Source organism: Micromonospora sp. DSM 45708 (assembly GCF_039566955.1).
Lineage (GTDB): Bacteria > Actinomycetota > Actinomycetes > Mycobacteriales > Micromonosporaceae > Micromonospora.
The window spans coordinates 5,993,727-6,012,790 of the sequence record NZ_CP154796.1; the positions used below are offsets into that span (position 1 = coordinate 5,993,727).

At 73.9% G+C, this 19,064-nt stretch carries 23 protein-coding genes and 1 riboswitch; of the genes, 13 read left to right on the plus strand and 10 right to left on the minus strand.

The window, feature by feature from the left end; translation table 11 throughout:
* Nucleotides 1-13: 13 nt before the first annotated feature.
* Entirely contained in the window at nt 14-664 is a 651-nt protein-coding gene (locus tag VKK44_RS25980; RefSeq protein WP_343443816.1) for a GAF and ANTAR domain-containing protein, read from the plus strand.
* A gap of 14 nt (nt 665-678) precedes the next feature.
* Here VKK44_RS25980 and VKK44_RS25985 read toward each other — a convergent pair whose 3' ends face one another.
* Nucleotides 679-897: a hypothetical protein gene (locus tag VKK44_RS25985; protein ID WP_343443817.1), complete on the minus strand. Its 219-nt coding sequence runs from the start codon at nt 895-897 to the stop codon at nt 679-681.
* A 395-nt stretch (nt 898-1,292) separates the two neighbouring features.
* Here VKK44_RS25985 and VKK44_RS25990 point away from each other — a divergent pair, with 395 nt between their 5' ends.
* Entirely contained in the window at nt 1,293-2,039 is a 747-nt protein-coding gene (locus VKK44_RS25990; protein ID WP_343443818.1) for an SAM-dependent methyltransferase, read from the plus strand.
* Between the two features lie 66 nt (nt 2,040-2,105).
* Complete coding sequence (locus VKK44_RS25995; protein WP_343443819.1) at nt 2,106-2,531, plus strand: ATP-binding protein; 426 nt, start codon at nt 2,106-2,108, stop codon at nt 2,529-2,531.
* A 3-nt stretch (nt 2,532-2,534) separates the two neighbouring features.
* On the opposite strand, the gene VKK44_RS26000 is transcribed toward VKK44_RS25995, so the two are convergent.
* Together VKK44_RS26000 and VKK44_RS26005 are read right to left on the minus strand one after the other, a co-directional pair.
* Nucleotides 2,535-3,512: an aldo/keto reductase gene (locus VKK44_RS26000; RefSeq protein ID WP_343447899.1), complete on the minus strand. Its 978-nt coding sequence runs from the start codon at nt 3,510-3,512 to the stop codon at nt 2,535-2,537.
* A 175-nt stretch (nt 3,513-3,687) separates the two neighbouring features.
* Nucleotides 3,688-4,545: a DUF3152 domain-containing protein gene (locus VKK44_RS26005; protein WP_343443820.1), complete on the minus strand. Its 858-nt coding sequence runs from the start codon at nt 4,543-4,545 to the stop codon at nt 3,688-3,690.
* Nucleotides 4,546-4,683: 138 nt separating this feature from the next.
* Here VKK44_RS26005 and VKK44_RS26010 point away from each other — a divergent pair, with 138 nt between their 5' ends.
* Nucleotides 4,684-5,883: a DUF2786 domain-containing protein gene (locus VKK44_RS26010; RefSeq protein WP_343443821.1), complete on the plus strand. Its 1,200-nt coding sequence runs from the start codon at nt 4,684-4,686 to the stop codon at nt 5,881-5,883.
* Nucleotides 5,884-6,007: 124 nt separating this feature from the next.
* Here the strand turns inward: VKK44_RS26010 and VKK44_RS26015 are convergent, their stop codons facing one another.
* A complete protein-coding gene (locus tag VKK44_RS26015; protein ID WP_343443822.1) occupies nt 6,008-6,211 on the minus strand; it encodes a hypothetical protein in 204 nt (67 codons plus the stop codon).
* A gap of 253 nt (nt 6,212-6,464) precedes the next feature.
* Between VKK44_RS26015 and VKK44_RS26020 the strand changes: the two genes are divergently transcribed.
* The 4 genes from VKK44_RS26020 (at nt 6,465) to VKK44_RS26035 (ending at nt 9,056) form a co-directional block, all read left to right on the plus strand.
* Nucleotides 6,465-6,689: a GntR family transcriptional regulator gene (locus tag VKK44_RS26020; protein WP_343443823.1), complete on the plus strand. Its 225-nt coding sequence runs from the start codon at nt 6,465-6,467 to the stop codon at nt 6,687-6,689.
* A gap of 101 nt (nt 6,690-6,790) precedes the next feature.
* Nucleotides 6,791-7,150 (plus strand): YciI family protein, encoded by a 360-nt coding sequence (locus VKK44_RS26025; protein ID WP_343447900.1) that lies wholly within the window; start codon nt 6,791-6,793, stop codon nt 7,148-7,150.
* A complete protein-coding gene (locus VKK44_RS26030) occupies nt 7,147-8,391 on the plus strand; it encodes an RNA polymerase sigma factor (protein ID WP_343443824.1) in 1,245 nt (414 codons plus the stop codon). Before VKK44_RS26025 ends, VKK44_RS26030 begins: the two co-directional genes overlap by 4 nt.
* Nucleotides 8,392-8,420: 29 nt before the next feature.
* The gene (locus tag VKK44_RS26035; protein WP_343443825.1) at nt 8,421-9,056 is read left to right on the plus strand and encodes a dihydrofolate reductase family protein; all 636 of its coding nucleotides are present in this window, start codon (nt 8,421-8,423) and stop codon (nt 9,054-9,056) included.
* A gap of 135 nt (nt 9,057-9,191) precedes the next feature.
* On the opposite strand, the gene VKK44_RS26040 is transcribed toward VKK44_RS26035, so the two are convergent.
* The 4 genes from VKK44_RS26040 to VKK44_RS26055 form a co-directional block, all read right to left on the minus strand.
* A complete protein-coding gene (locus VKK44_RS26040) occupies nt 9,192-9,365 on the minus strand; it encodes a CsbD family protein (protein ID WP_013283784.1) in 174 nt (57 codons plus the stop codon).
* An 80-nt stretch (nt 9,366-9,445) separates the two neighbouring features.
* Nucleotides 9,446-11,695, minus strand: coding sequence for a heavy metal translocating P-type ATPase (locus VKK44_RS26045; protein WP_343443826.1), 2,250 nt, complete (start codon nt 11,693-11,695; stop codon nt 9,446-9,448).
* A 15-nt stretch (nt 11,696-11,710) separates the two neighbouring features.
* On the minus strand, nt 11,711-12,697 hold the full coding sequence (locus tag VKK44_RS26050) for a hypothetical protein (RefSeq protein WP_343443827.1): 987 nt from the start codon (nt 12,695-12,697) through the stop codon (nt 11,711-11,713).
* Between the two features lie 34 nt (nt 12,698-12,731).
* Nucleotides 12,732-12,938, minus strand: a complete 207-nt coding sequence (locus tag VKK44_RS26055) for a heavy-metal-associated domain-containing protein (RefSeq protein ID WP_343447901.1) — start codon at nt 12,936-12,938, stop codon at nt 12,732-12,734.
* Nucleotides 12,939-13,017: 79 nt separating this feature from the next.
* Here VKK44_RS26055 and VKK44_RS26060 point away from each other — a divergent pair, with 79 nt between their 5' ends.
* The 3 genes from VKK44_RS26060 (at nt 13,018) to VKK44_RS26070 (ending at nt 16,135) form a co-directional block, all read left to right on the plus strand.
* Complete coding sequence (locus VKK44_RS26060; RefSeq protein ID WP_343443828.1) at nt 13,018-13,317, plus strand: metal-sensitive transcriptional regulator; 300 nt, start codon at nt 13,018-13,020, stop codon at nt 13,315-13,317.
* A 195-nt stretch (nt 13,318-13,512) separates the two neighbouring features.
* Nucleotides 13,513-14,820, plus strand: a complete 1,308-nt coding sequence (locus VKK44_RS26065; RefSeq protein WP_343443829.1) for a YibE/F family protein — start codon at nt 13,513-13,515, stop codon at nt 14,818-14,820.
* A 154-nt stretch (nt 14,821-14,974) separates the two neighbouring features.
* Nucleotides 14,975-15,105, plus strand: a riboswitch (cyclic di-AMP (ydaO/yuaA leader).
* A 4-nt stretch (nt 15,106-15,109) separates the two neighbouring features.
* Nucleotides 15,110-16,135 carry a coiled-coil domain-containing protein gene (locus VKK44_RS26070; RefSeq protein ID WP_343443830.1) on the plus strand — a complete coding sequence of 342 codons (1,026 nt, stop codon included), beginning with the start codon at nt 15,110-15,112 and terminating at the stop codon, nt 16,133-16,135.
* 55 nt (nt 16,136-16,190) lie between these two features.
* Here VKK44_RS26070 and VKK44_RS26075 read toward each other — a convergent pair whose 3' ends face one another.
* Nucleotides 16,191-16,844 (minus strand): carbonic anhydrase, encoded by a 654-nt coding sequence (locus tag VKK44_RS26075; protein ID WP_343443831.1) that lies wholly within the window; start codon nt 16,842-16,844, stop codon nt 16,191-16,193.
* Nucleotides 16,845-17,014: 170 nt separating this feature from the next.
* Here VKK44_RS26075 and VKK44_RS26080 point away from each other — a divergent pair, with 170 nt between their 5' ends.
* Both VKK44_RS26080 and mycP read left to right on the plus strand, forming a co-directional pair.
* Nucleotides 17,015-17,359 carry a helix-turn-helix transcriptional regulator gene (locus VKK44_RS26080; protein WP_343443832.1) on the plus strand — a complete coding sequence of 115 codons (345 nt, stop codon included), beginning with the start codon at nt 17,015-17,017 and terminating at the stop codon, nt 17,357-17,359.
* Nucleotides 17,360-17,502: 143 nt separating this feature from the next.
* Nucleotides 17,503-18,657 carry a type VII secretion-associated serine protease mycosin gene (gene mycP / locus VKK44_RS26085; protein ID WP_343443833.1) on the plus strand — a complete coding sequence of 385 codons (1,155 nt, stop codon included), beginning with the start codon at nt 17,503-17,505 and terminating at the stop codon, nt 18,655-18,657.
* 124 nt (nt 18,658-18,781) lie between these two features.
* Here mycP and VKK44_RS26090 read toward each other — a convergent pair whose 3' ends face one another.
* Nucleotides 18,782-19,063: a WXG100 family type VII secretion target gene (locus VKK44_RS26090; protein ID WP_091062555.1), complete on the minus strand. Its 282-nt coding sequence runs from the start codon at nt 19,061-19,063 to the stop codon at nt 18,782-18,784.
* Nucleotide 19,064: the final 1 nt, after the last annotated feature.

Sequence of the window (19,064 nt, forward strand, 5' to 3'; positions counted from 1 at the left end):
GACGTCACAGCTCATGCCGCAGGCCCACCCCGACCTCGCCGCAGCCTTGATCAGACTCGGGCGGATCAAGTACGACGAGGTCGACCTCGACGTGGTGTTGTCGACCATCGCGCAGGTCGCCAAGGACACCATCCACGGCACCGCCGAGGTTTCGGTCACCCTGGTCCAGGGCGCTGAGGCGCACACCGCCGCCTACACCGGTGACCTGGCGTTGACCCTGGACGAGTGGCAGTACGAGCAGGGTCGCGGACCATGCCTGGACGCCGCGACCACCGGCACTGCCATGCTGGTGCCGGACATGTCGACGGAGAGCCGCTGGCCGGAGTGGGCGAGCCGGGCCCACAAGGCGGGCGCCGCCAGCTCACTCTCCATCGGCCTGCCCATCCAGGAGGCGATGGTCGGCGCGCTCAACATCTACGCCGCCGTGGCGGGCGTCTTCGACGACCAGGTCGAACTCGCGCAGACGCTGGCCGGGTACGCCGCCATCGCGCTCGCCAACGTCCACCTCTACGAGAGCACGGCCACGCTGGCCCAGCAGATGCAGGAGGCGATGCAGAGCCGCGCGGTGATCGAGCAGGCGAAGGGCATCATCATGGGCCAGCGCCGGTGCTCGGCGGTGGCCGAGTCACTCGTCGACCGGGCGGTGCACGGCGGCCGGGACTGACCGCCGTACCCGGATCAGCGGGGCATCTCCCGCCAGCCGGTGCCGCTCGACCGCCAGGCGCCGGCGAGGATGCTCGCCGAACCGCGGCTCGGGCACTGCTGGATCTTCGACCGGCCGGCGGCCCCGCCGATCTGGGCCTGGACCTGCCAGCGCTGTCCGTCGGTGCAGATGTAGACGTCGCGGCGCCCGCGAGGGATGTTGACGCCGTTCCACCAGTGTTCCTCGACGACCATGAGTTGACCGTACCGCAGGTGACCCGGTCCGGCCCAGACCCGGCGGCCGGACCGGGGTTCCCCGCCGGTCAGTCGTCCAGCCGACGGGCCACGTTCATGACGTTCTCGACCCGGGCACCACCCTTGACCGGGTAGTTCGTGGCGCCGAGGCAGTCCCACCAGTTCCCGGCAGCCGTTCGGGTCGACTCCGGTGGCGATCGCCTGCGGATGGAACACGATCAGCCGGTTGGTGTCGGCGTACTGGTTGAGGTTGGCCCGGTCGCCAAGCCGTTGACAAGCGAGATCGACCGTGGCGGATATCCGTACGGCCGGCACCTCGGCCGCCGGGGCGGTGTGGGCCGTCCAGCCGGAAATCCCCTGGACCGTCGCCGGGGCCCGAACTAGCGTCCCGGCGGATGGATCTGCCACGGAGCTTCACCATCCGTGAGGGCGAACTACGCGTCCTCAACCCGATCGACGAGGCCAAGTTGGCCACGCTGGGCCGGGCGCTCCGGCTCCCGCCCGGCGCGGAGCTGCTCGACCTGTGCAGCGGCAAGGGCGAGCTGCTCTGCACCTGGGCGCGGGACCACGGCGTCACCGGCACCGGCGTCGACATCAGCACCGTGTTCACCGCCGCCGCCCGGGACCGCGCCGCCGAACTGGGCGTCGCCGACCGGGTCCGGTTCGTGCACGGCGACGCCGCCGCGTACGAACCGGAACGTCCGGTCGACGTGGCCGCCTGCGTCGGCGCGACCTGGATCGGCGACGGCGTGCCCGGCACCCTGGAACTGCTCGGCCGCGCGCTGCGCCCCGGCGGTCTGGCGCTGGTCGGCGAGCCGTACTGGCGGCGGGACCCACCGGACGCCGAAACCGTGACCGGCTCGCACGCGCGGTCCCGGGACGAGTTCCACGACCTGCCCGGCCTGGTCCGGCTCTTCGGCGCGTGCGGCTGGGACCTGGTCGAGATGGTCCTCGCCGACCAGGACAGCTGGGACCGCTACGCCGCCGCGCACTGGCTGAACCTGCGCCGCTGGCTGGACGCCAACCCGGACGACGAGCTGGCCCCGCAGCTACGACAGGAGCTGACCGAGGACCCGCTGCGGTACGTCCGCTTCCAGCGCGAACATCTCGGTTGGGGGGTGTTCGCGCTCATGCGCCGCTGATGCCCCGGCCCGTCGACCGCGGGGCGGGCCGGCTTAGCAGATCGCTACGCAGGGTAAAGACAGATCATGGGACAGTTGCGCACGTCGCCGCCGCCGCCACAGGCCACCGAGTTGGAGCGCTGGGTGCTCGCCACCCCTGCGGAGCTGCGGGAAGTGCGCGCCTTGCTGCGCGACGCGTTGAACCGGCACGGGCTGGTGCAGGGCGAGGACCTCGACGAGGTGCCGCACATGGTGCTGCTCGTCGTCACCGAGCTGGCCAGCAACGCGCTCCGGCACGGGCGACCCCCCACCATCGTCACGCTGCTGGCCACCGACGACTGCTTCCTGCTCGACGTGGCCGACCACGACGTCAGCTCGGTGCCGGAACTGTCCGACATCCACCCGCTCGACTCGGGCGGACGCGGGCTCTTCCTGGCCCAGTCGATCTCGCTCGACGTCGGCTGGTACGCCACCGGGGAGACCAAGAACATCTGGGCCTCGTTCTCCCGGTAGCGCTCAGAAACCGGAGACCGGGTGCGGGACGTACGGCGCCTCCAGCTCCGCCACCTCGGCGTCGGTCAACTCCAGCTCCAGCGCGGCGACCGCGTCGGTCAGGTGGTGCGGCTTCGTGGCGCCGACGATCGGCGCGGTCACCGCCGGGTGACGCGCCACCCAGGCCAACGCCACCTGCGCACGCGGCACCCCCCGCTGCGCGGCGACCCGGCCCACCGCGTCGACCACCGCCCGGTCGTGCTCCTCGGTGCGCGCGTAGAGCTTGCGGCCGAACTCGTCGGTGTCCGCCCGCGCGGTCCGCTCCCCCGGGTCGCGGGTCAGCAGGCCACGGGCCAGCGGGCTCCACGGGATCACCGCGACGCCTTCGTCGAGGCAGAGCGGCAGCATCTCCCGCTCCTCCTCCCGGTAGAGCAGGTTGTAGTGGTTCTGCATGGAGACGAACCGGGTCCAGCCGTGCCGCTCGGCGGCCCAGAGCGCCTTGGCGAACTGCCACGCGTACATCGACGAGGCGCCGAGGTAGCGGACCTTGCCGGCCCGGACCAGGTCGTGCAGCGCCTCCAGCGTCTCCTCGATCGGCGTGACCGGGTCGAGTCGGTGGATCTGGTAGAGGTCGACGTAGTCGGTGCCGAGCCGGCGCAGGCTCGCGTCGATCTCGCTCATGATGTGCTTGCGGGACAGGCCGCCCCGGTTCGGTCCCGACCCCATCCGGCCATGGACCTTCGTCGCGATCACCACGTCGTCGCGGTCGGCGAAGTCCTTCAGCGCCCGGCCGACGATCTCCTCGCTGGTGCCGTCGGAGTAGACGTTGGCGGTGTCGAAGAAGTTCACCCCCAGCTCCAGCGCCTGCTTGATGAAGGGCCGGGCGTCGTCCTCCGGCAGCGACCACGGGTGGGTGCCCCGCCCCGGCTCGCCGTAGCTCATGCAACCCAGGCAGAGCCGGGACACCTGAAGGCCGGTGGAGCCGAACGTCACGTAATCCATGCGGTCCATCTCACCACCGCCGTGCGGGGTGCGCAGTCCCGACGACTGCCCACGTCGAGCCGGCGGTCCTCGGCCAGCGGGTCGGCGAGGAGACCGGACAGGGCGCGGTCGTCCTCGACCGGCAGCGGGCGGGGGCCTCTCCACCCGGCCCGCAGTCACCCGGCGGGTCGGCCGGTCAGTGGTCCCCGGCCGGGATCGGGTCGTCGTACTGGCCGGACGGGCCGGCGAGCGGCTCGCCACCCACCAGCGGCCACGCGTTCGGCGCGCAGCCGTGCAGGCCGAGCGTCTGCTGCACCATCACCGGCGCCGGGCCGCCGGCCCGGGGGCAGCGCTCGTGCCCGTGGCCGAGCCGGTGACCCACCTCGTGGTTGAGCAGATACTGCCGGTAGAGGTCCAGGTCGGGGACGTGCGGCACCCCGTACACCCAGCGGGCCACGTTGATCACGACCCGGTCGCCGTTGCGGCAGGAGGTGTAGCGGTCGGTCGGGTCGCCGCACAGCTCGCCCCGGGTCACCGGCGTGGTCAGCAGCACGGTGAAGTCGGCCGGCCCGTCCCGGCCCACCCGTTGCAGCCGCCACCGGCCGTCACCGGTCCAGCCGCGCGGGTCGGCGAGCGTCGCCGCGACCTCCCGGGCGAAGCGCTCCACGTCCACGTTGCGGATGCCGTTCTCGACCGCGACCCGGTAGCGCAGCAGCGCGCCGCCGCGCCCGGCGACCGCGCCGGTGGTGTCGGCGGTGCGGAACCCGCCGCCGCCCCGGGCCGGAAAGCCGATGCCGGGCGGCACCCGGCCGGCCGCCGGCACCGGCGACGGGGCGGCCTTCGCCGGGGCGGTCGCCGCCGGCGGGCGCGCGGAGGGCACCGCCGACGGTCCCGTCCGGTCCACACCGACCGAGGCCAGCAGCTCCGGGTGGCGTCGCACCGCGTACCCGCCGCCCGCCGTGAGGCAGGTCACGACGAGCACCGCCGCCAGCGCGCGGAGGCCGGCCCGCGACCGTCGTCGGCGGCGGTGCACGCCCCGGTCCTGCCCGCCCACGTCGCTCTCCGTCCGTCGCCCGCCCGCGCTCCGGGCAGGAGTACGGATACCAGGCCCGGACGGTTGAACGGAGGAGCCGGGTACCGTCAGTGCCGGGGTGGACGACCTGCCGCCTGTCGGATTCCAGGGGAGCCACCCGTGTCACCAGCCGAGACGCTGCTCGACGACGCCCTCGCGGCGGCACGCGGCACCGACGTACGCGCCGCCGAGCGCGCCCTCGACCGGCTGGTGGTGGGCGACGGCGCGGCGGTGGACGCGGCGCTGCTCGCCCGCCTCACCCGCGCCGTGGGGCGGCTCTGGCCGCGCGGCTGGCAACCGGTCGACCTGGACCGGCTCGCCACCCGCCGGCTGACCGCGCGCGGTGCCCGGCTGCTGCGCGACACGCTGGCCGCCCAGCGCCGCGCGCTCCCCGGACCGGTGCCGGCCTGGTTCGACGAGCAGCTCACCGAGCTGGACGCCCGCTGGGACGCCGACGCGGGTTGGCTGGACCGCCGCGCCGACGGCGACCGGATCACCGCGCTGCGGGACGCGGTCGACGCGCTCGTGCTGGTCGAGACGCTGCCGCCGATCGCGTTGCTCCGCCCGCCGCCCGGCGCCGCCGCCGTCCCGCTGGCCGCCGTGCCGGCCACCGGTTCCCGGATGCTCGACCGGGTACGCGCGCTGCTGGCCAAGGCCGAGTCGACCGGTTACCCGGCCGAGGCGGAGGCGTTCACCGCGAAGGCGCAGGAGCTGATGGCCCGGCACAGCATCGACGCGGCGCTGCTCGACGCCACCGCCGAGCGGCCCGACCAGCCGGGCGGGATGCGCCTCGGCACCGACGCCCCGTACGCGGCGGCGAAGGCGCTGCTGATCCAGGAGGTGGCGGCGGCGAACCGCTGCGAGTCGGTCTGGTCCGACGACCTGGGCTTCGCCACCGTGCTCGGGTTCCCGGCCGACCTGGCCGCGGTCGAGCTGCTGCACACGTCGCTGCTGGTGCAGGCCACCGCCGCGATGCTGCGCGGTCGCCACGACCGCAGCGGGCGCGGCAAGGGCGGTGGCCGGCGCACCAAGGGCTACGACGAGTCGTTCCTCAACGCGTTCGCGCTGCGGATCGGGGAGCGGCTGCGGGCGGCCAGCACGGCGGCGGCCGAGGAACACGCCGACGACCGACTGCTGCCGGTGCTGGCGGCCCGGTCGGACGCCGTCCGGGAACGCGCCGACACGCTCTTTCCCGGCACCGTCCGGCACCGGCTCCAGGTGCGTGACACGGAGGGGTGGAGTTCCGGCACCACCGCCGCCGACCGCGCCTCCCTCGACGCCGGCCGCCCCGCACCCCGCCCCCTACGCGGCCCACGCTGACCGTCTTCCCGCGCGACGCGAGGCCTGCGCGCCCCTGCCCCGGCGATCATGAAGTTGGCGGTAGGCGTGGTCCGTTTTTTCACCGTCAACCTCATGATCGGCCTCGGACGGGCACGTGCTCCGTTCATTGCTTCTGCAACCTGATCGATGCGTAGTGTGCGAACCGCTCCACCGCCCAATCGAGCTGAGCGCAGGCGTGCCAGTCCCGGCACTGAAGGCAGCCACGCCGTGGCCGGCCGGCGGTGGGCGGCCAGTGAGCTTCGATGATGCGATGCGCCTCGAAGACCTCCCGCGCCTCCGAGGCCGCACCTGGCTCGTCGATCGGCATGGTGGACCGCCCTCCCGAAACGACCGCGAGTAGACCGCCGTGGGGGGCAGAGTCCCTGCGTCGTGCTCCCCCACAGCGGGGACGGCCGGAAACCGGGAGTGCTGAAGTCCAGGAGTAGCCGACCGCTATCTCACTGTATCCACTGTCTCAGTGTAGTCAAGTTCTCACTGTCTCCACATTGCCGGGTTCTTCGCTTGTCTCGGCCAGTCCGGGCTGGAAGCATGATCTCCGCTGAAGTCCAGGAGAACCGACCATGCCGACCAGGCCACCGCACTACCGGCGCGTCGCCGATGACATCGAGGCCAAGATTCGTGCCGGCGACTACGCGCCAGGGCAACAACTTCCCTCGGTTTCCGAGATCGGTGAGCGGTACAACGTCGCCCGTTCGACGGCCTATCGGGCGGTGAAGGAACTGCACGCCCGAAACCTGATCTACGGCCAGCAGGGTCAGGGCGTTTTCGTCGCCGAGCCCGAATAACTTCCTACCCCTCCCCATGTCGGATCGGGCCGGCCGGCTCCGACCCGTCTGCGAGGCGCCACCGACGGTGGCCCGTACCCGAGGAGTGGACCGTGAAGTACATGCTGCTGATCTGGAACCGGCCCGGCTTCGCCGACGAGCTGACCGAGGCGGAGCGCACCGCGATCTTCGGCGAGGTCGACGAGATCATGAAGGAGCTGACCGAGTCCGGTGAGCTGGTCGGCGGGGAGGCGCTGGCCGACCCGTCGCAGACCCGGACCGTACGCCCCGCGGGCGGCGGCACGGAGATCACCGACGGGCCGTTCGTGGAGAGCAAGGAGCAGTTCGCCGGCTACCTGACGGTCGACTGCGAGACGCCGGAGCGGGCCGCCGAGATCGCCGCGTCCTGGCCGGACGTGCGGCACGGCTTCGGTGTGCTGGAGGTGCGCGCGGTGATGGAGCAAGCCGGGACGGAGATGTGACGTCCCCGGCGGTCGAGGACCTGCTGCGGACACTCGCGCCGCAGGTCCTCGGCGTGCTCGTCCGCCGGCACGGCCAGTTCTACGCCTGCGAGGACGCCGTCCAGGAGGCGCTGCTCGCCGCCGCCACCCAGTGGCCGGCGCAGGGCGTGCCGGAGCACCCCCGCGCCTGGCTGGTCACCGTGGCCACCCGCCGGCTCACCGACGAGTGGCGCAGCGAGCACGCCCGCCGGGCCCGCGAGGTCGCGGTGGCGGTCCGGCAGCCGGCGTACGCGGCGGTCGCCCCGCCCGCCGACGAGGAGCCGCCGAGCCGGGACGACACGCTGCGGCTGCTGTTCCTCTGCTGCCATCCGGCGCTGCCGGTCAGCGCCCAGGTGGCGCTCACGCTGCGGGCGGTGGGCGGGTTGAGCACCGCCGAGATCGCACGGGCGTACCTGGTGCCGGAGGCCACCATGAGCCAGCGGATCCGCCGCGCCAAGCAGCGGATCGAGGCGGCCGGGGCACGTTTCACGCTCCCGTCGGGAGCCGACCGGGACGAGCGGCTGGGCGCGGTGCTGCGCGTGCTCTACCTGGTCTTCAACGAGGGCTACACCGCGTCCAGCGGCGACACGCTGCACCGGGCCGAGCTGACCGGGGAGGCGATCCGGCTGGCCCGGGAGCTGCACCGGCTGCTGCCGGACCAGGGCGAGGTGGCCGGGCTGCTGGCGCTGATGCTGCTCACCGACGCGCACCGGGCCGCCCGGGTGGGACCGGACGGGGAGTTGGTGCCGCTGGCCGAGCAGGACCGCACCCGCTGGGACACCGCCGCCGTGGCGGAGGGGATCGCGCTGGTGACCGACGCGTTGACCTGGTCCGCGCCCGGCCCTTACCAGGTGCAGGCGGCCATCGCCGCGGTGCACGCGGAGGCGCCCACGGCCGCGACCACGGACTGGCCGCAGATCGTGGCGCTCTACCGGGTGCTGGCCCGGATCGCGCCCAACCCGATGGTCACGCTCAACCAGGCGGTCGCGGTGGCCATGGTGGACGGGCCCCGGGCCGGCCTGGCGCTGCTCGCGCCGCTGCACGCCGACGACCGGACCGCCGGCCACCACCGCCTCGCCGCCGTCCGCGCCCACCTGCTCGAATTGGCCGGCGACCGGGCCGACGCCCGGGCCGCCTACCTGGCCGCCGCCCGGGCCACCACCAGCCTGCCCGAGCGGCGTTACCTGGAGGTACGCGCCGCGCGGCTGACCACCGGGCGATGAGTTCCGCCGACCCGGCAGGTCCACCCCTCATGGGAGAGGTCACCAGTCAACTGTCGGTGTCGCTGGACGGGTACGTGGCCGCGCCGGACCAGAGCGTGCAGGATCCGCTCGGGCAGGGCGGCCTGCGGCTGCACGAGTGGGCGTTCGCCACCGAGAGTTGGCGCGCGCAGCACGCCCTGACCGGCGGGGAACGCACCGTCGACGCCGACGTGGTCGAGGAGATGACCGCCGGCATCGGGGCGTACGTGATGGGCCGGCGCATGTTCGGCGGCGGCGAGGGGCCGTGGGATCGGGCCTGGACCGGGTGGTGGGGTGCGGACCCGCCGTTCCGGACCCCGGTGTTCGTGCTGACCCACCACACCCGGGCGCCGCTGCTGATGGCCGGCGGCACGGAGTTCCACTTCGTCACCGACGGCGCCGAGGCGGCGCTGGAGCGGGCCCGGGCGGCGGCCGGCGACCGCGACGTCTGCGTGGCCGGTGGCGGCGGCACGGTACGCCGCTACCTGGCGGCGGGCCTGCTCGACTCGCTCTGGCTGCACATGGTGCCGATCGTGCTGGGCGGCGGCACGCCGCTCTTCGACGGGCCGCTGGACGTCACCTTGACGCCGGAGAAGGTGGTCGCCGGCCCCACCGTCACCCACATCCGCTACCGGGTGCCGCGCTGACCCGGCGTCGGCTCAGAACAACCGCCCCGGTGCCGGTGACCCCGGGTGAGCGACTGTGGACGGTCGGGTGTCCACTCCCCACGCAGCACGCCGGGCCGGCCCGAAGGCCGACCCGGTGGGGTGTGCGAGCGTACGTCAGCTCTTGAAGGCGTCCTTGATCTTCTCGCCGGCCTGCTTGAGCTTGGCGCCGGCCTGGTCGTTGCGGCCCTCGGCCTCGAGGCGCTCGTTGTCCGTGGCCCGGCCGACGCCCTCCTTGACCTTGCCCGCGGTGTCCTGGGAAGCGTTGTCGATCTTGTCGTCGAGACCCATCGGAACCTCCAGCTCAGCGGTTGCTTGACGACAACGAGTTACCCACCCGGTCACCCGCCCAACCATGCGGGTGCCCGTCGTCACCCGATCGGGCGAAAGCGCCGCAGCCGCAGGCTGTTCGCCACCACGAAGACCGACGAGAAGGCCATCGCCGCGCCGGCGAGCATCGGGTTGAGCAGCCCGGCGGCGGCCAGCGGCAGCGCGGCCACGTTGTAGGCGAACGCCCAGAACAGGTTGCCCTTGATGATCGCCAGCGTGCGGCGGGAGAGCCGGATGGCGTCCGCGGCGGCCAGCAGGTCGCCCCGGACCAGGGTCAGGTCGGCGGCCTCGATGGCCACGTCGGTGCCGGTGCCCATGGCCAGCCCGAGGTCGGCCCGGGCCAGCGCGGCGGCGTCGTTGACCCCGTCGCCGACCATGGCCACCACCCGGCCCTCACGCTGGAGCCGCTCGACCTCGGCCACCTTGTCGGCGGGCAGCACCTCGGCGATCACCTCGTCGATGCCCACCTCGGCGGCCACCGCCCCGGCCACAATGGCGTTGTCGCCGGTGAGCAGCACCGGGGTGAGCCCGAGCCCGCGCAGCCGGTCGACCGCCGCCCGGCTGGTCGGCTTCACGGCGTCGGCCACCGCGAGCACGCCCCGGGCCCGCCCGTCCCAGCCGGCCAGGACCGCCGTGCGGCCGGCGGCCTCCGCGCCGGTCGCGGCCCGCGCGACCTCCTCGGGTACGTCGAGACCGCGCTCCCGCAGCAGCCGGAGCCGCCCGACCACCACGCTCCGGCCGTCGACCGTGCCGGTCACGCCGAGCCCTTCGGCGTTCGCGAAGTCGCTGACGGCGGCCGGCGGCCCGGCCTCGGCCGCGCCCTCGGCGACCGCCCGCGCGATCGGGTGCTCGGAGGCCGCTTCCAGCGCGCCGGCCAGCCGGAGCAGCTCGCCGGCGTCCTCGCCGGTCGCCGGCAGCACCTCGGCCAGCGTCATCCGGCCGGTGGTGACGGTGCCGGTCTTGTCCAGCACCACGGTGTCCACCCGGCGGGTGGACTCCAGCACCTCCGGCCCCTTGATCAGCACGCCGAGCTGCGCGCCGCGCCCGGTGCCGACCAGCAGCGCGGTGGGCGTGGCCAGGCCCAGCGCGCACGGGCACGCGATGATCAGCACGGCCACGGCGGCGGTGAACGCGGCGGTCGGCCCGGCGCCGGTGCCGAGCCACCAGCCCAGCGTGCCGGCGGCCAGGGCGATCACGATCGGCACGAAGACGCCGGAGATCCGGTCGGCGAGGCGCTGCACCGCCGCCTTGCCGGTCTGCGCCTGCTCCACCAGCCGCGCCATCTGGGCGAGCTGGGTGTCGCCGCCGATCCGGGTGGCCCGGACCACCAGCCGGCCACCGGCGTTGACGGTGGCGCCCACCACGGCGTCCCCCGGCCCGACCTCGACCGGCACCGACTCGCCGGTGAGCATGCTGGCGTCGACCGCCGAGGTGCCCTCCTCGACCACGCCGTCGGTGGCGATCTTCTCGCCGGGCCGGACCACGAACCGGTCGCCGACCGCGAGCTGGTCGACCGGGATCCGGACCTCCTGCCCGCCGCGTCGGACCGCCACGTCCTTCGCGCCCAGTTCGAGCAGGGCCCGCAGCGCGGAGCCGGCGGTGCGCTTGGCCCGCGCCTCGAAGTAGCGCCCGGCCAGGATGAAGACGGTCACCCCGGCGGCGGCCTCCAGGTAGATGTTGCCGGCGCCGTCGCTGCGGGTGATGTCGAACCGGAACGGGTGCGTCATCCCGGGCATCCCGGCGTCACCGAGGAAGAGCGCCCAGAGCGACCAGCCGAACGCGGCCAGCGTGCCGAGCGAGACAAGCGTGTCCATGGTCGCCGCGCCGTGCCGCAGGTTGACCAGCGCGGCCCGGTGGAACGGCAGCCCGCCCCAGACCACCACCGGCGCGGCCAGCGTGAGCGAGGCCCACTGCCAGTAGTCGAACTGCCAGGCCGGCACCATGGCCAGCACGATCACCGGCAGCGTCAGCACGGCGGAGACCCACAACCGGGTACGCGCCCCGCGCAACTCGTCGACCGGCGCGGCCGTGGCCTCGGACCGGTCGGGCGGCGGCGGGACCACGGCCGTGTAGCCGGTCTGCTCCACGGTGGCGATCAGGTCGGCCGGCGCGACGTCGTCGGCGTACCGGACGGTGGCCTTCTCGGTGGCGTAGTTCACCGTGGCCTCGACGCCGTCCATCCGGTTGAGCTTCTTCTCGATCCGGGCGGCGCAGGACGCGCAGGTCATGCCGCCGATCGCGAGTTCGAGCAGGTTCGGCGCGGTCGGCAGCGTCTTTCCCGTGGTGGTCATCGCGACACCTCCCGGTCAACTGTGCCCGTGCCCCGGCGTGCCGTTTCCGGCGTCCGGGGTCGGTGCGGTGGTGGGTGCCGGCGCGGCGGGTGCCGGCGGGGCCTGGTCGCCGGCCAGGACGGTGAACTCGGCGGTGTGCACCGCGTCGCCGTGCCGGAAGTCCAGGTAGAGACGGTACGCCCCGGTCGACGGCACCTCGGCCGCGAACGTGACCGCCGGCCCGGCGGGCGTGCGCCCGTCGTCGGGCGTGCCTTCCGGGTGCACGTGCAGGTAGGCCAGGTCGCCCTGGCGCAGCGCCACCAGGTGCCCGTACGCGCCGAGGTAGGGCTGGAGGTCGGTGACCGGGCGACCGTCCCGGCTGACCGTGAGCGTGAGCCGGCTGGTGCGGCCGGGCTCCGGTGTGCCGGTGAGCGTGACCGCGTAGCCGTCGACCGTGGCGGTGGTCGTCGGCCTGGGCAACGGCCGGTCGGCCAGCGGGCCGGGGACGGTGACGTCGACACCGAGCGTCAGCGGCTCGCCGCCGGTCGGGGTGAAGTCGGCGAACGCCCGCCAGACGCCGGGCCCGGCGAGCGGCGAGGCGACCCGCCAGGTGCCGTCGTCGGCCAGCTCCGGGTGCACGTGCCGGAAGCCGGACAGGTCGCGGCGGGCGACGATCAGGTGCATGCGCTTGTCGTGCGCCACGTCGTAGCGGGTGACCGGCGCGCCGTCCGGGCCGGTGATCCGGAACGCGAACTCGCCGGCCGGTGCGGCCACCGGCTGGAGCGTGTAGCCCCGCTCGGAAACCAGCAGGCCGCCGGGCAGGTGCGCGCCGCCGGCGCTCTCGTCGCCGTGGTCGGTGTCCCCGTCGCCGTGGCCGGCGGCGCCGTGGTCGGTGTCGGTGGTGTCGTGCCGGGTCGCGGCGGCCGGGGCGGCGGGACCGGCCACGTGACCGATCCCGTACGCCCCGGCGAACACCGCCGCGAGGCCGAGCGCGAAGCCGCTCAGCTTCGTCGCCGTGTTCATGGTGCCTCCTCGGTTCTGCGGGTCGGTGGACCCGTCACGCGCCGGCGAGGTCGTAGCCGGCCTCGTCCACGGCGGCGCGTACGGCGTCCGCGTCCAGCGGTTGCCCGCTGGTGACGGTGACCCGGCCGCCGGCCAGGTCGACCTGGACGTCGGTGACGCCCGGCAGCGCGTTCAGCTCGGTGCTGACCGCGGTGACGCAGTGCCCGCAGGTCATGCCGCGCACCTGGTAGGTGGTCTCCATCTCGCCCTCCGATCTCATACCCCCCGGGGGTACAAGCCGAACGCTATCATACCCCCGAGGGGTACGGTATCCTCGACTCATGACCACGCCGTCCACCCCGGTCCGGGGCTACACCGCCAGCAAGGACCAACTGCTCGCGCGGCTGCGCCGCGTCGAGGGGCAGGTCCGGGGCATCGAGAAGATGGTCGAGGACGACCGTTACTGCATCGACGTGCTGACCCAGATCTCCGCCATCCAGGCCGCGCTGGACAAGGTCGCGCTGGGCCTGCTCGACGGCCACGCCCGGCACTGCATGCACGAGGGCGCCGCCGAGGGCCGCGCCGACGAGATGGCGACCGAGATGATGGCCGCCGTGGGCCGCCTCATGAAGCGCGGCTGACCCCGCCGATCTTGCACTTGCGGCCCCCGACACGCCCCGTTCGTGACGTTTGCCGGGTCCACAATTACAAGATCGCGCAGGTGGGCTGGCTACCATGGCCCGGCGGCGAACCGGGCGTGGTCAGGACGCGTCCGGGCCGGCCGGTGCCCGACCGGTCCGGTGATCCGGCGCGCCGCGACCGTAGGGAGAGACGCCGTGGGCGCCGACCACACCCGTCCCGCCCCCGCCGCGCCGCCGGGCGTACGCCGGCTCCTGCTCGCGACAGTGGTGCCGCTGTTCGTGCTCACCGTGCTCGCGGCGCTGGTGCTCTGGCCCCGGGGCGGCGGCCCGGAACCGGCCGGGGCCGAGAACGTGCCGCGCCACCACGGCACGGTGACCCGGGTGGTGACCGAGCCCTGCCCGCCCACGCCGGAGGCCCCCGCGGGCGGCGGCGGCCGGTGCGGCACCGTGACCGTCACCGCGGAGCAGGGCCCGGACGCCGGCCGGCAGGTCGAGACGCCGATCCCCAACGGGCCCGGTGCGCCCCGGGTCGAGGTCGGCGACGAGGTGATCCTGGTCGAGCTGACCGACCCGGCCGACCCGTCGGTGAAGGCCTACAACATCGCCGAGCACCAGCGCGGCACGCCGCTGATCTGGCTGGTGGCGCTCTTCGCCGCCGCGATCGTGGCGTTCGGGCGCTGGCGCGGGCTGGCCGCGTTGGGCGGGCTGGTGGCGAGCTTCGCCATCCTGCTCGGTTTCGTGCTGCCCGGGATCGGCGCCGGCCGGTCCCCGCTGCCGGTGGCGATCGTCGGCGCCGCGCTGATCATGTTCGTGGTGCTCTACCTGACCCACGGGATCACCGCGCAGACGTCGGTGGCGGTGCTCGGCACGCTCGGCAGCCTGGTGATCACCGGCGTGCTGGGCACGCTGGCCACCGCCGCCACCCACCTGACCGGCTTCGGCAGCGAGGACGCCACCACGCTGTCCATGTTCCGGGGCGACGTGGACCTGCACGGGCTGCTGCTGGCCGGCATCATCATCGGCTCGCTCGGCGTGCTGGACGACGTCACGGTCACCCAGGCGGCCACCGTCACCGAGCTGGCGCACGCCAACCCCGACCTGTCCCGGCGGCAGCTCTACCGGGCGGCCACCCGGGTGGGCCGGGCGCACATCGCGTCCACGGTCAACACCATCGTGCTGGCGTACGCGGGCGCCTCGCTGCCGCTGCTGCTCCTGCTGGTCGCCGACTCCCGCCCGGTGAGCGAGATCCTGACCAGCGAGTTCCTCGCCCAGGAGATCGTCCGCAGCGCGGTGGCGACGCTCGGTCTGATCGCCGCCGTACCGCTCACCACCGCGCTGGCCGCGGTCGTGGCCACCGCCGGGCGGCGCGGACCGGCGGCCGGCGCGTCGTCGCCGTCCCCGGGCCGGCCACCGACGGCCCGCGGCGAGGCGCTGGAGGCGCTCGGCGGGACGCCGGCCGAACGGAGGTCCGGCCACCGGGGAAGTACGGATGTCGCATGGTGACACTCCGCAGCGTGACGGCCCGCCTGAAACGCGATGCTGGTCACGCTGGGCAATGTCGAATTCTCGCGATTGGTCGGCTTCCGGGCGTAGATCCCCGGTCGGCATCTCGGGTAACCTCGCTGCCGGTCACCGCCGAAGGCGCGCACCCGCGCCTGCGGTGCCGCCGCCCAATCGCCTCCGGGCGAGCCGGGGAACCAGGTACATGGGGTGAATCCGCGCGAGCGGTAGGGGCCACTTCCGTCCCGAACCCGTCAGCTAACCCGGTCGGCGGCCGACGGAAGGGAACACTGTGACGGCACCCCTGCGCCGCTGCTTGACACCCGTGGTGGCCGTGCTCGCCGCGCTCGCCGTGCTGGCCGGCCCGACCCCGGCGTCGGCGGCCCCGCACACCGCCGCCCCCAATCCCTCGGGGCACGCGGAGGACGACGACCCACCGCTGATCAGCGAGGCCGTCACCGCGGCCAACCGGGCCTACCTCCAGGCCAAGTCCAAGTTGGACAAGTCGCGCAAGCGGCAGCTCCAGCTCGCGCTGGAGGTGAAGGCGGCGCAGAACCAGCTCGACGCGCTCAGCCCGCAGGTCACCGAGATCGCCGCGCAGTCCTACCGGACCGGTCGCGTCGGCGCGATGGCGATGCTGCTGGAGAGCGACTCGCCCGACTCGTTCGTCCGCCGGGCCAGCGCCCTGGACGAGCTGAACCTGTTCAACGCGCAGCGGCTCGCCGCCATCAACGAGGTGAAGACGCGCGCCGAGCAGGCCAAGATCGCACTCGACGCCGAGGTGCGCGAGCAGGAGAAGCAGACGAACGCGATGGCCCGCGAGAAGGTCGAGGCGCAGAAGGCGCTGAAGCTCGTCGGCGGGCTGGGCTTCACCGGTGGCCTGGTCTCGGCCACCTCGCCGGTCGCCAAGATCGGCCCCGGTCGTACCGCCGACGGCGGGTGGAAGTCCGAGTCGTGCAGCGAGGACGACCCGACCACCTCCGGCTGCGTCACGCCGCGCACGCTGCACGCGTACAAGGAGGTCAAGCGCGCCGGCTTCAACCGCTTCGTGGGCTGCTACCGCCCCGGCGGGCCGTGGGAGCACCCCAAGGGCAAGGCGTGCGACTGGTCGTTGCAGAACAGCGGCTTCGCGCCGTGGCACAACAACGACACCCGCCGGTACGGCAACGAGGTGGCCGCCTTCCTCATCCGCAACGCCGACCGGCTGGGCATCTACTACGTGATCTGGAACCGGCAGATCTGGTTCCCGGCCACCGGCTGGAGTTCCTACAGCGGGCCCTCGAACCACACCGACCACGTGCACATGTCACTGCTCTGACGCGTACCCGAGAAGGGCCGCCTCCGGGCGGCCCTTCCGGGTGTCCGGCGAGCGGTCAGCCGGCGAGCGCCGGGTCCGCCGGTGCGGCCGGCGCGGGCAGCGGGCCCGGCGACTGCGCCACCGTCCGCACCTCGCCGCCGCTGAGCCGGTACGACATGCCGACCACCGCGCACGCTCCCCCGGCCACCCGCTCGGCGAGCACCGACGAGCGGGCCAGCAGGGTCTCCACGGTCTGCGCGATGTGGATGTCGATGATGCCGTCGAGTTCCGTGACCTCCTGCCGGGCGGCCCGGAGCAGGCTGGGCGAGACGGCGTCCACCACCGCGCCCAGGTGCCCGGCCGGCGCGGAGCCGGTGCGGACCGCCTCGCGGGCCGCCTGGACCGCGCCGCACGAGTCGTGGCCGAGCACCACCACGAGCGGCGTGCCGAGCACGGTCACCGCGTACTCGACGCTGCCGAGCACCTCGGGGCCGGCGGTGTGCCCGGCGGTACGCACCACGAAGAGGTCGCCGAGACCCCGGTCGAAGATGATCTCGGCGGCGAGCCGGGAGTCGGAACAGCCGACGATCACCGCGAACGGGTGCTGGCCCTCCGCGACCGCGGCCCGACGCCCGGCGTCCTGGTTCGGGTGCTGCGGCACGCCGGTGACGAACCGGTGGTTACCGGCCCGCAGTTCGGCGAGTGCCTCTTCGGGAGTGCTCGGGATCATCGCTGCTCACCTTGTCCTCGGGCGGAACGACCAGGCCGGCCGGCGGCGGTGTCGGCCTCGCGACCCACCGTCACACGGGACCGAAGGCACGTCAAGATTTCGTGATACGCATTTCAGGCATCATGACGCCACCCGCTCCGGTTCCGGCTGACTGCCCGGAACGCCATACGATGACCACCATGGCGACCACACCAGGCGAGGACGGGAGCCGCCGGCACTGGACCTTCCTCACCAACCACGGGCACGTGCTGCTGGCCATCGCGCGCAACCCCACCGCGCGGCTGCGGGACGTGGCCGACGAGGTGGGCGTCACCGAGCGGGCGGCCCAGGCGATCGTCGCCGACCTGGAAGCCGGCGGTTACCTCCACCGCACCCGGGTGGGCCGGCGCAACGAGTACACGATCAACCCGAACGGCCGTTTCCGGCACCCGGCCGAGGCCGACCAGCAGGTCGGGGCGCTGCTCGACCTCTTCGCCGCCGAGCAGTCGGCCACCGACGCCACCCCCGAGCGCTGACCGTGGCCGGGCGTACGCCCGTGCCCGCACGCGTCCGGCCACGACGGTAATCTCACCGCGTGCGCGACAGCTTGCGGCCGGACCGGACGACGGGGCGCGCCCCTACCGGACACCGGATCAGGTCCGTCCTGTCCGGAGCGGCGGTGGCCGCCCTCGTCGGCGGCGCGCTGGCGGTCCCCGTACCGGCGGTGGCGGCACCGAAGTGCGGGCCCACCGGCGGCCCGGCCCCCACCGAGACGCCCTGGGCGCTGAGCCGGCTCGATCCGGCCGCCGCCTGGCGGGTCGGCAAGGGGCAGGGGGTCACGGTCGCGGTCGTCGACTCCGGCGTCTCGCCGAGCCACCCGTTGCTGCGCGGCCGGGTGCTGCCCGGTGAGGACTTCAACCAGTTGGTCCACCTGCGTGGGCAGTGCGACCTGGTGGGGCACGGCACCATGGTGGCCGGCATCATCGCCGGCCGGGAGGGCAGCGGCTCGCCCTACACCGGCATCGCGCCGGAGGCCAGGATCCTGCCGCTGCGGGTGCTGGCGGAGAACAAGGAGAACTTCGACCCGAACGTGCCGGGTGAGATCGGCCGGGCGATCCGGTGGGCGGTCGACCACGACGCCGATGTGATCAACCTGTCCCTGGTCACGCTCGACGACCCGGCGTTGAGGTCGGCGGTGGCCTACGCGCTCGACAGGGACGTGGTGGTGGTCGCCTCCGCCGGCAACCGGCAGGAGAACCGGGAGGACCGGCCGGCCTACCCGGCGGCGTACCCGGGGGTCATCGCCGTCGCCGGCATCGACGAGCAGGGCGGGCACGTCGGCAGCTCGGTCAGCGCGGACTACGTGGACATCGCCGGCCCCGGCCTGAACATCGTCGGCCCCGCGCCGCAGGGCCCGGGCTACCGGGCCGAGCCGCAGGGCGGGACGAGTTTTGCCACCGCGTACGTCTCCGGGGCGGCGGCGCTGGTCCGCGCCGCGTACCCGGACATCAGCCCCGAAGAGGTGGCCTACCGGCTGACCCGCACCGCGGACAACCCGCCCGACGGGCACAACCCGCAGGTCGGCTACGGGATGGTCAATCCCTACCGGGCGGTGACCAGCCTGCTGGGCACCCGGAGCGACCCGCCGCTGGGCGCGATGCCGCCGCCCGCCCCGCGCACCGACCCGCTGGCCGGGCAGCGCACCGCGGCGATCTGGGCCGCCGTGGTCGGCGCGCTGCTGGCCGGCGTGCTGCTGACGGTGCGCCCGATCCTGGCACGCGGCCGGCGGCGCGGATGGCGCCCCGGCCGGCGCGACGTCCCCCGGGACGCCTGACCGGCCGAACGGCCGGCGACGCGGACGGCCTCCGGGCCGGGGCGGACCCGAGCCCCGGGCCCGGAACACCGCGCGGCTCCGCCCGACGCGAGCCGGAGCGGAGCCGCGGTGGACCGGTCGAGGGTCAGTTGCCCCAGACCTTGGAGTTGCTCATCTCCGTGGTCATGTAGTTCTCGCGCGCGATGCCCACCGCGCCGCCGATCTCGTTGAGGACCTTGTTGATGTCCCGCACGGCGGCGTCCCACTGGGCCTGGTGCTGCTGGTAGGCCACCCGGTCCTGGCCCTCCCACTCGAGCTTGGTCAGCATGGCCCGCAGCGTGTCCAGCTTCTCGTCGATGGTCCGCGAGATGGCCTGCATCTGCTGGTTGCTGCTCTCGAGGACAGCGTAGTCAACCTTGATGCTCATC

Coding starts and splice junctions, on each gene's coding strand:
- VKK44_RS25980 (WP_343443816.1), top strand. CDS start 14: ATGCCGCAGGCCCACCCCGACCTCGCCGCAGCCTTGATCAGACTCGGG.
- VKK44_RS25985 (WP_343443817.1), bottom strand. CDS start 897: ATGGTCGTCGAGGAACACTGGTGGAACGGCGTCAACATCCCTCGCGGG.
- VKK44_RS25990 (WP_343443818.1), top strand. CDS start 1,293: ATGGATCTGCCACGGAGCTTCACCATCCGTGAGGGCGAACTACGCGTC.
- VKK44_RS25995 (WP_343443819.1), top strand. CDS start 2,106: ATGGGACAGTTGCGCACGTCGCCGCCGCCGCCACAGGCCACCGAGTTG.
- VKK44_RS26000 (WP_343447899.1), bottom strand. CDS start 3,512: ATGGATTACGTGACGTTCGGCTCCACCGGCCTTCAGGTGTCCCGGCTC.
- VKK44_RS26015 (WP_343443822.1), bottom strand. CDS start 6,211: ATGCCGATCGACGAGCCAGGTGCGGCCTCGGAGGCGCGGGAGGTCTTC.
- VKK44_RS26020 (WP_343443823.1), top strand. CDS start 6,465: ATGCCGACCAGGCCACCGCACTACCGGCGCGTCGCCGATGACATCGAG.
- VKK44_RS26025 (WP_343447900.1), top strand. CDS start 6,791: ATGCTGCTGATCTGGAACCGGCCCGGCTTCGCCGACGAGCTGACCGAG.
- VKK44_RS26035 (WP_343443825.1), top strand. CDS start 8,421: ATGGGAGAGGTCACCAGTCAACTGTCGGTGTCGCTGGACGGGTACGTG.
- VKK44_RS26040 (WP_013283784.1), bottom strand. CDS start 9,365: ATGGGTCTCGACGACAAGATCGACAACGCTTCCCAGGACACCGCGGGC.
- VKK44_RS26045 (WP_343443826.1), bottom strand. CDS start 11,695: ATGACCACCACGGGAAAGACGCTGCCGACCGCGCCGAACCTGCTCGAA.
- VKK44_RS26050 (WP_343443827.1), bottom strand. CDS start 12,697: ATGAACACGGCGACGAAGCTGAGCGGCTTCGCGCTCGGCCTCGCGGCG.
- VKK44_RS26055 (WP_343447901.1), bottom strand. CDS start 12,938: ATGGAGACCACCTACCAGGTGCGCGGCATGACCTGCGGGCACTGCGTC.
- VKK44_RS26060 (WP_343443828.1), top strand. CDS start 13,018: ATGACCACGCCGTCCACCCCGGTCCGGGGCTACACCGCCAGCAAGGAC.
- VKK44_RS26075 (WP_343443831.1), bottom strand. CDS start 16,844: ATGATCCCGAGCACTCCCGAAGAGGCACTCGCCGAACTGCGGGCCGGT.
- VKK44_RS26080 (WP_343443832.1), top strand. CDS start 17,015: ATGACCACCATGGCGACCACACCAGGCGAGGACGGGAGCCGCCGGCAC.
- VKK44_RS26090 (WP_091062555.1), bottom strand. CDS start 19,063: ATGAGCATCAAGGTTGACTACGCTGTCCTCGAGAGCAGCAACCAGCAG.